At 41.8% G+C, this 13,729-nt stretch carries 11 protein-coding genes; 1 reads left to right on the forward strand and 10 read right to left on the reverse strand.

The window, feature by feature from the left end:
* Nucleotides 1-41: 41 nt before the first annotated feature.
* From ACORHV_RS05410 to parE, 6 genes are all read right to left on the reverse strand, one after another.
* Entirely contained in the window at nucleotides 42-1,064 is a 1,023-nt protein-coding gene (locus tag ACORHV_RS05410; protein WP_142357886.1) for a branched-chain amino acid aminotransferase, read from the reverse strand.
* Between the two features lie 130 nt (nucleotides 1,065-1,194).
* The gene (gene parC / locus ACORHV_RS05415; protein ID WP_008289234.1) at nucleotides 1,195-3,675 is read right to left on the reverse strand and encodes a DNA topoisomerase IV subunit A; all 2,481 of its coding nucleotides are present in this window, start codon (nucleotides 3,673-3,675) and stop codon (nucleotides 1,195-1,197) included.
* 232 nt (nucleotides 3,676-3,907) lie between these two features.
* Nucleotides 3,908-4,762 carry an aminoglycoside 6-adenylyltransferase gene (locus tag ACORHV_RS05420; RefSeq protein ID WP_000794837.1) on the reverse strand — a complete coding sequence of 285 codons (855 nt, stop codon included), beginning with the start codon at nucleotides 4,760-4,762 and terminating at the stop codon, nucleotides 3,908-3,910.
* Nucleotides 4,752-5,264, reverse strand: coding sequence for a hypothetical protein (locus tag ACORHV_RS05425; protein WP_000982617.1), 513 nt, complete (start codon nucleotides 5,262-5,264; stop codon nucleotides 4,752-4,754). The genes ACORHV_RS05420 and ACORHV_RS05425 overlap by 11 nt, the downstream gene beginning before the upstream one ends.
* Before the next feature lie 401 nt (nucleotides 5,265-5,665).
* Nucleotides 5,666-6,142, reverse strand: coding sequence for a hypothetical protein (locus ACORHV_RS05430; protein WP_000378451.1), 477 nt, complete (start codon nucleotides 6,140-6,142; stop codon nucleotides 5,666-5,668).
* Between the two features lie 12 nt (nucleotides 6,143-6,154).
* Complete coding sequence (parE, locus tag ACORHV_RS05435; protein WP_434397685.1) at nucleotides 6,155-8,098, reverse strand: DNA topoisomerase IV subunit B; 1,944 nt, start codon at nucleotides 8,096-8,098, stop codon at nucleotides 6,155-6,157.
* A 135-nt stretch (nucleotides 8,099-8,233) separates the two neighbouring features.
* Here parE and plsY point away from each other — a divergent pair, with 135 nt between their 5' ends.
* On the forward strand, nucleotides 8,234-8,875 hold the full coding sequence (gene plsY / locus ACORHV_RS05440; protein WP_434397687.1) for a glycerol-3-phosphate 1-O-acyltransferase PlsY: 642 nt from the start codon (nucleotides 8,234-8,236) through the stop codon (nucleotides 8,873-8,875).
* A 34-nt stretch (nucleotides 8,876-8,909) separates the two neighbouring features.
* Here the strand turns inward: plsY and ACORHV_RS05445 are convergent, their stop codons facing one another.
* The 4 genes from ACORHV_RS05445 to ACORHV_RS05460 form a co-directional block, all read right to left on the reverse strand.
* Nucleotides 8,910-9,866, reverse strand: a complete 957-nt coding sequence (locus ACORHV_RS05445; RefSeq protein ID WP_049519642.1) for an ABC transporter permease — start codon at nucleotides 9,864-9,866, stop codon at nucleotides 8,910-8,912.
* A 2-nt stretch (nucleotides 9,867-9,868) separates the two neighbouring features.
* Nucleotides 9,869-10,927, reverse strand: a complete 1,059-nt coding sequence (locus tag ACORHV_RS05450; protein WP_434397690.1) for an ABC transporter permease — start codon at nucleotides 10,925-10,927, stop codon at nucleotides 9,869-9,871.
* Entirely contained in the window at nucleotides 10,920-12,455 is a 1,536-nt protein-coding gene (locus ACORHV_RS05455; protein ID WP_049477644.1) for an ABC transporter ATP-binding protein, read from the reverse strand. Before ACORHV_RS05455 ends, ACORHV_RS05450 begins: the two co-directional genes overlap by 8 nt.
* Before the next feature lie 136 nt (nucleotides 12,456-12,591).
* Entirely contained in the window at nucleotides 12,592-13,647 is a 1,056-nt protein-coding gene (locus ACORHV_RS05460; RefSeq protein WP_001036152.1) for a BMP family lipoprotein, read from the reverse strand.
* Nucleotides 13,648-13,729: the final 82 nt, after the last annotated feature.

The raw sequence follows: 13,729 nt of genomic DNA on the forward strand, positions 1-13,729 counted from the left end.
CTATTACAACTGCTATGGAGCTCTTCTTTATTTCATATCTTTTAGTCCACTTTGACAATCCATCCCTCTGGTGCTTCCACATCACCAAATTGGATACCAGTCAATTCATCATAGAGTTTACGTGTAACAGGACCTACTTCTGTTTCACTATAGAAAACATGGAAATCATCACCATGTTGGATGCCTCCAATTGGCGAAATAACCGCTGCTGTTCCACAAGCACCTGCCTCTACAAAACGCTCCAAATTATCAATTGGAACATCGCCTTCAATCGGAGTCAAGCCCAAGCGGTGTTCAGCCAAGTAAAGCAATGAGTACTTGGTAATAGATGGTAAGATAGATGGGCTTAATGGCGTTACAAATTCGTTGTTCTCTGTAATTCCAAAGAAGTTGGCTGATCCGACTTCTTCAATCTTTGTATGTGTAGATGGGTCTAAGTAGATAACATCTGAAAATTGACGTGACTTGGCCATTTTACCTGGGAGGAGGCTAGCAGCATAGTTCCCACCTACCTTGGCCGCACCTGTACCATTTGGAGCTGCCCGGTCGTATTCATCCTGAATCAAGAAATTTGTTGGGACTAAACCACCTTTAAAATAGTTACCAACCGGCATAGCAAAGATGGTGAAAATATACTCTTCTGCAGGTTTTACCCCGATAATATCTCCAACACCAATCAACAGTGGACGAAGATAAAGGGTTCCACCTGTTCCATATGGTGGGACGTATTCTTCATTTGCACGCACAACTGCTTTACAAGCTTCTACAAACATTTCTGTCGGAACTTGTGGCATCAAAAGACGGTCGCAGGTACGTTGCAGACGCTTGGCATTTTCGTCAGGACGGAACAGTTGAACACTGCCATCCTTGGTTCGATAGGCTTTCAATCCCTCAAATGCTTGCTGTCCATAGTGGAGACTTGGAGAAGACTCTGAAATATGCAAGGTTGCATCCTCTGTCAATTCTCCTTGATCCCATTGACCATTTTTGTAGTGAGCGATATAACGGTAAGGTAATTTCATATAAGCAAAGCCAAGGTTTTCCCAATCAATTGCAACTGTCATGTGTTTCTCCTTTATACTATTCAAACTATGTGTTCTATTCTACACTTTTCTAGTAAAATTTCAAGTATTATTTGTAATTTTCTGAAAATTTTTTCAACATAAAGAAATCAGCCCTCTGGACTGATTCTTTTTAAGAATTTGCTTTATCTTCTTTAAAGACTTCTTTGAGGTAAGCATCGAAAACTTCTTCATCTGAAATGGTGTCTGATATAAAGCTTCCATTGCTAGTGCGTTCAGACAAGTTCAAATCTTGCAATCGGCTCTCATAGATTGTTCCCTTGTTAGATTGGACAAGGAGCGTTTGGTCGTTTTCTTCTACTTCTGTACTAAAAAGATCACCAACGAAACCTTGCTCTGCAACTGCTCCTGCTAAAAAGACACGGTGCGGTTTGTTTTTCAACTCACGCAAGACTTGTAGGCCTCGTTTGGCACGGCTGGTCGCTGGAATTTCCTCAATGGAAACTCGTTTCAAGCTTCCACGTTGGGTCAAGAGGTAGAAGGATGAGGTGTTACAGATAAAGGCAGCCTGAAGTGCATCATCTGCTTTCAGGTTCATAGCCTTGACACCTGCAGCCTTGGCACCGACAACGGGAACCTCTTCGATATTGAAACGAAGGGCATAACCGTTTTGACTAATCAAGAGAACATCATCTAGTTTGATTGGAGCTACTGCTACTATCTGGTCTGTCTCGTCTTTAAGCTTAGCATATTTAACAGACTTCGACTTGTAGGTCCGCCATGGAGAGAATTCTTTGCGTTCTACGCGTTTGATTTGGCCGAGACGAGTAGCTGCAAAGTAGGTTGTCGCATCATCAAACTGATCTACCACTTCAACATAAAGGATTTCTTCGTTCGTTTCGAAGTTTGTAATGGTCTGGCTCAGATGCTCTCCGATATCTTTCCAGCGAATATCTGCCAATTCATGGATTGGTCGATAGATGACATTTCCAAGAGTTGTAAACATCAAGAGGTGCTGGGTTGTCTTGGCAGATTGAACAAAGATCAAACGATCATCATCACGCTTGCCAATTTCTTCCAGCGTAGATGCTGCAAAGGAACGTGGGCTAGTACGCTTGATGTAACCAGCCTTGGTCACGCTAACATAGGTATCTTCCTCAGCAATCAAACTAGCTGTATCAATCTCGATAACTTTCGCAGTGTCTTCTAAGGTACTCAAACGTGGAGTCGCAAATTTCTTTTTGACCTCACGGAGTTCTTTCTTCATGAGATTGTACATAGTCCGTTCATCACCGATGATAGCCGCAAGCATGGCAATCTTTTCACGCAATTCTGCTTCTTCTTCCTGCAAGACAACCACGTCTGTATTGGTCAAACGGTAAAGTTGCAAGGTAACGATGGCCTCAGCCTGCTCTTCTGTAAACTCATAGCTGACCTTGAGGTTTTCCTTGGCGTCAGCCTTGTTCTCAGAAGCACGGATAAGGGCAATGACTTCGTCCAAAATCGAAATCACGCGAATCAAACCTTCAACGATATGGAGACGTTTCTCAGCCTTTTCCTTGTCAAAGCGTGAACGAGCCAAAATCACTTCACGACGGTGGGCGATATAGCTAGACAAAATTGGGACAATCCCAACCTGACGAGGTGTGAAATTGTCAATCGCCACCATGTTGAAGTTGTAGTTGATTTGAAGGTCAGTGTATTTGAAGAGATAGTTGAGTACGAGCTCGGTATTAGCATCTTTCTTGAGCTCAATAGCGATACGAAGACCGTCACGGTCAGACTCATCACGAACCTCAGCAATACCAGCTACCTTGTTATTGACACGAACATCATCGATTTTCTTGACGAGATTGGCTTTATTGATTTCATAAGGAATCTCAGTGATAACGATTTGTTCCTTACCACCTTTTAGCTTTTCAATCTCCGTCTTAGAGCGAACGGCCACGCGCCCTTTCCCAGTTTCATAGGCCTTTTTGATTTCGTCACGGCCTTGGATAATCCCTCCAGTCGGGAAATCTGGTCCAGGCAAGAATTCCATCAGCTTATCCACCTTGGCAGTTGGGTGGTCAATCATGTAGACTGTCGCATCGATAACTTCGGCCAAATTATGTGGTGGAATGTCCGTAGCATATCCAGCTGAAATCCCAGTCGAACCATTGACCAAAAGGTTGGGAAAGGCTGCTGGTAAGACAGTTGGTTCTTTCTCGGTATCGTCAAAGTTCCACGCAAAAGGAACGGTCTTTTTCTCGATGTCCTGAAGGAGATAACCTGCAATCTCAGACAAACGTGCCTCTGTATAACGCATAGCCGCCGGCGGATCTCCGTCCATAGAACCGTTGTTACCGTGCATTTCAACTAGAATCTCACGATTTTTCCAGTCCTGAGACATACGGACCATGGCATCATAGATGGAACTGTCACCGTGTGGGTGGAAATTCCCCATGATATTCCCGACAGACTTGGCAGACTTACGGTAGCTCTTGTCAAAAGTATTGCCATCCTTATTCATCGAATAAAGAATGCGACGCTGAACCGGCTTCAAACCATCCCGAATGTCTGGCAAAGCCCGGTCTTGAATAATATACTTGGAGTAGCGACCAAAGCGCTCTCCCATGATGTCCTCAAGGGACATGTTTTGAATGTTACTCATATAAGATACAAAGCCCGTAAAATGCAAAGTGAAAATACAGCGAGCGATGCTCGCAAGAGAATTTATCTTTTTCACACAGTATTTAGGGCGTGTTCAACTCCTTTCAAAGAATGTAGAGTGGTTTTTATAGAATAAGGGATAATTTACAGAAATTAGTCCCGTGTTCAGTTACTATATATAACTAAACTATCTTTTCTGTAGTTTAATCTTTTAAATTATATACTTCATTTAGTTAGTGATTTGAAAGTCTCTCCTCAGCATACTCAATCATCTTCTCAGCTACTTCCATATCATAGTCAAATCCCTCTTTTTGAGCAAGGAAATGAGCCTCTTGATGGAAAAGTTCCATGGTAGCAAATAAAGACTGAGTGAGTTTTTCTAAACTTGAGAAATCAAGTAGGTTCGAGAATTGTTTCTCTTTCTCAGCAGGTAGATAGTTAAAGAGATATTTATAGTTCTTACCAATATCAATCGTCCCCTTATCAGCTGCAACTTGCCAAGCCACGACCTTCAAGAGTTCTTGCTGACAAATCCCATAGAGATGGTCAGTAGCATAGATGACTTGCTTGCGACAGATTCCTTTGACCACGTAAGCTGACACCCACCAAAATTCATTGCAGGCTTTTTGAAAATCAATCGCACTAGCTGGGTTTGTCCAGTAACGTTGAGGATTTGGAGAATAGGGCACAAACAAGCCTTTCTCATCTTTCAAAACTGTATAATCAGCTTCACTATCCACCCACTCTTGAATATATTCCGTAGGACAGAGGGTCAAATCAATCCGATTTCCATCTTCAAAGAGCATGAGATAAAGTCGACGGTTACCTAGAACATTATGCTGCTCAATGATACGTGTTCCAAACTGGTCCAACCAAGCAAGATTACTCGTTAGATTATCTAAGTCGTCCACGACATAAACAACATCATAATCTTGAAACTCATCTTTTGGTGCTTTTGTATCAGTTCGTGAACCGGACATGGCGACAGCCTCGACTTTTAGACTTTTTGCGGTTTGTAAAATTAATCTCAGCATTTGCGCTTCACTTCTATGTTGTCTGCACATATCTTTTATAGAATTATTTTTCATTGCCGTCTTGCTCCTCTTGTTTTTGGATGCCTCGTATTCTTTTCTTCTCAAGCTCTCCTACGATCAATTGGATAGTTGAACAAATCCCCAAAACGATTAAAATAAAATATAACAAATTCATATCGTTTCTATGATATATTTGAAAGCTTCTCCATAATACAAAAGTATTTACTAATGAAAGAAGGAAAAGTAAAATAGCATTGAATCGAAGTGTTATAGCAAACTTACTCTTAAAAAACCTATAATGTTTTCCAATCCGATAGAGAGTATATAGTGAAAAAACAATCATCAAAGGTGTGAAGGCAAGTGCATAAAATAAGATAAACCCTATTCCTGAGTATGGTTTACTTTCCATTGGTAGATCTAATAGACAGATACCAATAGTGAGGATGTTCAATATAAACAAAGATACTGTACGAGCACACTCTTTTCTACCTTTATTGTTCATTAAATCATATATAATTCCAAAAATGGCCAAGAGAACAAGGAAAAAAGGCATCATTAATAACGTAATCAATCCAGCACCTCCAATAGTTTTAGCGATTGTTTACATGCAAAAGATGATCGTCGCCTTTACTTGAACTTTACAACTCCCCTGTATGGTAAAGTTTATACCCTTCGTAATAATATGAAGCATCCACCCCCTGAAAAAAACGGGCTTGAGTGAGGTCATCCGTCAGATTATTGAAGAGGAGATACTTGAGTTCTTATCAGCGTCAACTTTTAAAGTTTTAACTGTTCCTAAAATCAGTCCAAGCATTTAGGGTTCTGTTCTCATATTTCTCTCCTTCATCACTTAGAGCTGTTTGAAATTGTTTTTCATTATATATCGTAAACCATTTGCCATCTCTTACATAATCTAAGCAATTAATCACTATTCCCTACCAAAAAGTATTCTGTGTCTTACTGATTTCGTTTGGTGTAATGGAGATAGAGAGGAGGAAGATAGGAAACTAGAATCATCAAAATCATTACCAAGAATGTCAACAGATGGATCTGAACTAAATTTACCACATACCATCCCAGAATACCTACAGATAGGGGGCCTAAAACATAGGATAGGAAAATCAAAAAAGCCTTCCACCGTTTCTCCGGATAGACGTAACACAATCGAATAAGTGTGTAGACTAAGGCTCCTGCTATCAAAGGAAAACCAATAAACAGCATAATAGCAGTCGCTACTAAAGCACTGGATTCTGAGGAATCCATATTAAATAAAAGCATCAAGATCATAAATAAAGTAAATACAATCGGTGCATATAATCCTTGGAAACTTTTTTTTCGACTATTGATGTAGAATGCAAGAATAGCCGAGGGTAAAGAAACTAAGAAAATCAAACCCAAATAACTTCCAAAAATCGAATGTCCGGAACTATCCATTATTCATACTCCTTAAAACACTGTCGCTTCCTCCAGCGTAAACTTAACATTATCTTCAATCCATTTACGGCGTGGTTCAACCTTGTCTCCCATGAGGACATTGACGCGACGTTCAGCGCGTGCTAGGTCTTCGATGGTGACACGGATAAGAGTGCGGGTTTCTGGATTCATGGTTGTTTCCCAGAGCTGATCTGCGTTCATTTCACCAAGTCCCTTGTAGCGTTGGAGGGTTGCGCCTTTACCAAACTGTTTGCGGAGTTCTTCTAGTTCTCCGTCTGTCCAAGCATAAGCTACTTCTTCTTTCTTGCCTTTGCCTTTGGACATCTTGTAAAGAGGCGGAAGGGCAATATAGACATGGCCTGCCTCAACTAGCGGACGCATGTAACGATAGAAAAATGTCAAGAGCAAGGTCTGGATATGGGCACCATCGGTGTCCGCATCGGTCATGATAATGATCTTGTCATAGTTGGCATCTTCAATGGAGAAGTCTGCACCCACACCCGCACCAATGGTATAAATCATGGTATTAATTTCTTCATTTTTGAGGATATCCGCCATCTTAGCCTTGGCTGTATTAATCACCTTACCACGAAGAGGTAAGATAGCCTGGAACTTGCGGTCACGACCTTGTTTGGCAGAACCACCGGCAGAGTCACCCTCGACTAGATAGAGTTCATTCTTAGCTGGATTTTTAGACTGGGCTGGCGTTAATTTACCAGAAAGCAAGCCCTTGTCTTTCTTATTCTTCTTGCCATTTCGGCTCTCATCACGCGCCTTACGTGCTGCTTCACGAGCATCACGGGCCTTGATAGCCTTGCGAATGAGATTAGAAGCTAGTTCTCCATTTTCCATGAGGAAGAAGGTCAACTTATCAGCCACAATTCCATCTACAACAGGACGAGCCAGAGGACTCCCTAGTTTATCCTTGGTCTGACCTTCAAACTGGAGGTGTTCTTCAGGAACTAGGATAGAAAGAACGGCTGCAAGTCCCTCACGATAATCTGAACCCTCAAGGTTTTTATCTTTTTCCTTGAGAAGTCCCGTTTTACGAGCGTAGTCATTCATAACCTTGGTAATGGCAGACTTAAGTCCTGTCTCATGCGTTCCACCATCTTTCGTGCGAACGTTATTGACAAAGGATAGAATATTATCTGAAAAACCATCATTGTACTGGAGGGCAACTTCCACTTGGAAACTATTGTCTTCGCCTTCAAAGTATAGGACTGGCGTCAAGGTTTCCTTGTCTTCATTGAGGTAAGAAACAAAGTCTTGTACCCCGTTCTCATAATGGAATTCGATAGATTCATCTGTTCGTTTGTCTGTTAATGACAAGGTTACATTTTTTAAGAGAAAGGCTGACTCATTAAGACGCTCTGAAATGGTATTGTACTTGAAATCTGTCGTAGAAAAGATACTAGCATCCGGCATAAAGGTAACTTTAGTACCTGTCTTAGACTTAGGTGCTGTTCCAACCTTTTCAAGAGTTGTTACGGGCTTCCCACCATTTTCAAAACGTTGCTTGTAGACTGCACCATCACGCGTAATTTCCACTTCCAGCCAACTAGAGAGGGCGTTGACTACAGAAGAACCAACTCCGTGAAGACCACCAGAAGTCTTGTAACCACCTTGTCCGAATTTTCCTCCGGCATGGAGAATGGTAAAGATAACCTCTACAGTTGGAATTCCCATGGCGTGCATCCCAGTCGGCATCCCACGACCATGGTCCTCTACTGTTAGACTTCCGTCTTTATTGATAGTTACATCAATGCGGTCACCAAATCCAGACAAGGCCTCATCGACTGCATTGTCCACTATTTCCCAGACTAGGTGATGGAGACCCGCACCGTCAGTCGATCCAATATACATCCCTGGACGTTTACGGACCGCATCCAACCCTTCTAGCACCTGAATGGCGTCATCATTGTAGTTATTAATATTGATTTCCTTTTTTGACACAAGGAACCTCCTATTTGTTCATCTTTTCTATTTTACAGGTTTTCTAGCGATTTTGCAAAGCTTTTCCCTTTCAGCTGTCACAATTTCACAGGATATTCTCTGACTTTCTATATCATTTCATGGTATAATAGTACTATGATGACATTTGTATTATTAATTTTAGCTTATCTGCTAGGTTCGATTCCGTCTGGTCTTTGGATTGGACAAATCTTCTTTCAAACAAATCTGCGTGAACATGGTTCTGGAAACACCGGAACAACCAATACTTTCCGAATTTTAGGTAAGAAAGCGGGTATGGCAACCTTTGTGATTGACTTCTTTAAAGGAACCTTGGCCACTCTCCTTCCAATCCTTTTCCACCTTCAAGGTGTATCACCTCTTGTATTTGGTCTTTTGGCTGTCATTGGACATACTTTCCCTATCTTTGCAGGATTTAAAGGGGGCAAAGCTGTCGCAACCAGTGCTGGAGTTGTTTTCGGATTTGCGCCTGCCTTCTGTCTCTATCTAGCAATCGTATTCTTTGGAAGCCTCTATCTAGGTAGTATGATTTCACTGTCTAGCGTTACCGCTTCTATCGCAGCCGTTATCGGAGTTCTCCTATTTCCACTATTTGGTTTTATCCTAAACAGCTATGACCCTCTCTTCATTTTGATTATCCTAGCACTTGCTAGCTTGATTATCATTCGTCACAAGGATAATATCACACGTATCAAAAATAAAACTGAAAATCTCGTTCCTTGGGGACTAAACTTGACACATCAAAATCCTAAAAAATAAAACGCCAGTTTGAAACTGACGTTTTTTTGTATGCTTATTTTGACTTGATGTAGTTGATACCGTCTGCCTTAGGTGCAACTGCTTTTCCAAAGAAGGCTGCCAAGACAAGAATGGTCAAGACATAAGGCGCGATTTGAAGGTAAACCGCTGGCACTCCTTGCAGGAAAGGTAATTGAGAACCGATAACTGCCAAACTTTGTGAAAGTCCAAAGAAAAGACTAGAAAGCATTGCACCAATTGGGTTCCATTTACCAAAGATCATCGCAGCAAGGGCGATAAATCCAGGACCGACAATAGTTGTCACTGAGAAGTTAACTGAGATTGATTGAGCATAAATCGCTCCCCCAATTCCACCAAGTAAACCTGAAATAACAACCCCAAGATATCTCATTTTGTAGACATTGATCCCCAAGGTATCCGCTGCTTGAGGGTGTTCACCAACAGAGCGAAGGCGAAGACCAAAACGTGTCTTAAAGAGAATAAACCATGCAAAGAATGAGAAGGCAATCGCGATATAACCTAGTAGACTGGTTGACTTGAAGAAGATATCTCCAATCACAGGGATATCAGCCAAAACTGGGAAATCAAAACGTCCAAAAGTCTGGCTTAAGTTATCCGTTTGTCCTTTGTTATAAAGAACTTTAACCAAGAAAACTGCTAGGGCAGGAGCCATCAAGTTCAATACTGTACCACTGACAACATGGTCCGCACGGAAATGAACTGTAGCGACTGCATGGATGAGGGAGAAAATAGCTCCCACGATACCAGCAACTAACAAGGAAATCCAAGGGGTCGCCGCTCCAAGTTGTTCTGCAAATTCAAGGTTAAAGACAACCCCAGAAAAGGCTCCCATAACCATAATTCCTTCAAGACCAACGTTAACGACACCACCACGTTCAGAGAAAACTCCCCCGATACTCGTAAAAATAAGTGGTGCTGAATAAATCAGCATAGAAGAGACCAAGAGGGTGAGTAATGTTGTAATAGACATCCTTACTTACCTCCTTTAACTTGTTTTTTAGGTTTGACAAAGCGTTCGATAATGTAGTGAACGCTGACAAAGAAGATAATAGACGCTGTTACAATGCTGACAAGCTCAGACGGAACTTGTGCTGCATTCATACCCGGTGCTCCTACTTGCAAAACTCCAAATAAGAAGGCTGCAAAGAGAATTCCAATTGGGGAATTTCCAGCAAGCAAACTAACTGCCATCCCGTTAAATCCGATAGCCAATGATGATCCCTGAACGTAAACGTTTTGGAAGGTTCCAAGACCTTCGACAGCTCCACCAAGACCAGCCAAGGCACCAGAGATAATCATTGATAGAATGATTGTACGTTTTGCTGAAATACCAGCGTACTCTGAAGCATGGGGATTAAGACCAACTGCACGAATTTCAAAACCGAGAGTCGTTTTCTTGAGCAAGAACCAAATCACAGCTACAGCAATGATTGCAAAGAAGATTCCGATATTCATACGGGAATTTCCAGTCAACTCTGATAACCATCGTGTCTGGTAAGTAGCATTGGCACTAACACGAATCGTTGAGTCTGTACTTTGCATAATATCTTTCGGAAAGGCATGAATAAAGGCATTTCCCACATACAATACAATGTAGTTCATCATGATGGTCACGATAACCTCTGACGTACCGAGATAAGCTCTGAGGATACCTGGAATCGCACCAACAATTCCACCTGCAATCAAAGCAATGATCACTGTTAATGGAATCAAAACGAGACGAGGCATGTCTGGATTTGACAAGGCAAACCAACCACTGAGGATCCAACCCGCAAGAGCCTGACCAGGAAGTCCAACGTTAAAGAAACCTGCTCGACTGGCAACTGCGAAACCAAGACCTATCAAGACAAGAGGACCCATGGCACGGAAAATTTCTCCAATTCCACGGAGGCTACCAAAAGCTGTATAGAACAACTCCTCATAGCCCCAGATAGCATCATATCCGAAGATCCACATGACAATGGCTCCGAGCAAGATTCCTAAGAATACGGAAATCAAGGGAACCGAAATTTGTTGTAATTTTTTAGACATCACTCTTCTCCTTTCCCAAGTTTCCACCTGCCATCAAGACACCAAGTTCTTGTTTGTTAGTTGTTTCTGGCGATACAATACCTTGAATCTTACCATCGTGAATAACAGCAATTCGGTCTGAGACATTTAAAATCTCATCCAATTCAAAGCTGACAACAAGGACAGCCTTACCGTTATCACGCTCTTCAATCAAACGTTTGTGGATATATTCAATGGCACCGACATCCAAACCACGAGTTGGCTGGCTGACGATAAGGAGATCAGGATCACGATCAATCTCACGAGCGATAATCGCTTTTTGTTGATTTCCTCCTGAAAGAGCTGCCGCTGGAACAAATTCGCTTGCCGCACGGACGTCAAATTCTTCCATCAATTTCTTGGCATTTGAAGTGATATTGGCATAGTTCAAGATGCCATTTTTGCTGAGTGGTTCTTTGTAGTAGGTTTGAAGAGCGATATTTTCTGAAATCATCATCTCCAAAATCAAGCCATCACGGTGACGATCCTCAGGAACGTGCCCCACGCTTAGTTCTGTAATTTGTCGAGGATGCATCCCCACGATTGATTTGCCTTTTAATTCAACGCTACCTGACTCAACCTTACGAAGACCAGTAATGGCTTGAATGAGTTCAGATTGACCATTGCCATCAATACCTGCAATACCGACAATTTCACCAGCACGAACATCCAAAGAAAGATTCTTCACAGCTGGTACACCTCGGTTCTCATTGACAACCAAGTCTTTGATAGACAAGACCACTTCTTTTGGTTGCGGTGCTCGTTTTTCCGTTTTAAAGGAGACTGAGCGTCCAACCATCATTTCTGCCAAGTCCGCATTTGTTGCTCCTGCGATTTCAACCGTCTGGATTGATTTCCCACGACGGATAACCGTGACTCGATTCGATACCGCACGAATCTCATCCAGTTTATGGGTAATCAAAATGATAGACTTCCCTTCTTTGACAAGGTTTTTCATGATTGCCATCAACTCATCAATCTCTGAAGGAGTCAATACGGCTGTAGGTTCGTCAAAGATAAGGATATCAGCACCACGATAGAGTGTTTTCAAGATCTCTACACGTTGTTGGGCACCAACGGAAATATCCGCCACCTTAGCAGCTGGATCCACTGCCAAACCATAACGTTCAGAAAGAGCCTTGATTTCTTTAGTAGCACCAGCTATATCTAGAACACCATTTTTAGTGATTTCACTCCCTAAAATGATATTCTCAGCTACTGTAAAAGCTTCAACCAACATGAAATGTTGGTGAACCATCCCAATTCCAAGACCAGCGGCTTTAGATGGTGAGTCTAGTTTTACAACCTGACCATTCACCACAATTTCACCACTCGTTGGTTCAAGAAGTCCTGCCAGCATATTCATCAGAGTGGATTTACCCGCTCCATTTTCTCCTAAAAGTGCATGGATTTCACCTTTTCGCAGTTGCAAGTTGATTTTGTCGTTTGCTACAAATTCACCAAACACCTTGGTAATATCCCGCATCTCAATGACATTTTCGTGTGCCATATGCTCTTCCTTTCAGAGGTTTATTTTATTTCAATAAAACCTGCTAATCACATTAACAAGCTCTATTGAGACAAAAATTGCCTCAATTCTTAAAGAAGCGACCAATGGCCGCTTCCTAAGAAATGACTTTTATCCATTATTTTTCAGGAACTTTTACGCTTCCGTCAAGGATTTTAGCTTTTGCATCTTCAACAGCTTTTTTACCTTCTTCTGAAAGGTTTGTTACTGCTAGCTCAACCCCTTTATCTTTCAATGAGTAAACAATCACTTGTCCACCAGGGAATTCACCTTTTTCTGTTTTGTTGGCAATATCTTTTACAGTTGTACCAACTTGTTTCAATGTAGATACAAGAACAAAGTTAGATTCTTTACCATCTTTAGAAGTGTATTTACCTTCTGCTGCTTGGTCACGGTCTACACCGATAACCCAAACTTTTTCGTTTTCATTTTTGTTTTCGTTCAATGATTTTGCTTCAGCAAAGACACCAGCACCTGTACCACCAGCTGCTTGGTAGACAACGTCTGCACCGGCAGCGTATTGAGCTGCTGCAATTGTTTTACCTTTGGCAGCATCACCAAATGAACCAGCGTAGTCAACTTGGACTTTGATAGATGGGTCTACTGACTCAACACCAGCTTTGAATCCAGCTGCAAAACGTGAAATAACTTCAGATTCGATACCACCTACAAAACCAACTTGTTTTGTTTTCGTAGTTTTCGCTGCTGCAACACCAGCAAGGTAAGCTGCTTCGTTATCCGCAAATCTTACGCTCGCAACATTATTTTGACCTTCAATCACATCATCAATCAAGACATAATTTAGGTCAGAGTGGTCTTTTGCTGCTTCCTCAACTGCATTGTGAAGGGCAAAACCAACACCGAAGATCAGGTTGTAACTTCCAGCCGCTTGTTGCAAGTTGTTAGCATAGTCTGCTTCGCTTGTTGATTGGAAGTAAGTGTAACCTTTATCTTTAGAAAGATTGTGTTCTTTACCCCAGTCTTGCAAACCTTCCCAAGCTGATTGGTTAAATGATTTATCATCAACACCACCAGTATCTGTTACGATTGCTGCTTTGGTCTTCATTTCTGATGAAGATGAAGCTGCGTTACGAGAAGAGCGGTTACCACATGCAGCAAGTCCAACTGCTGCTACTGCAACTAGACCAAGGCCTAGCCATTGTTTCTTGTTCATTACTGAACCTCCTAAATAAGATGTGCAACGATGTTGCAAGTATGGATTGGTTGGCCACAAGGACCACAGCCACTACAAGAGC

The organism is Streptococcus sp. KHUD_016 (assembly GCF_051106465.1).
Classification (GTDB): Bacteria; Bacillota; Bacilli; order Lactobacillales; family Streptococcaceae; genus Streptococcus.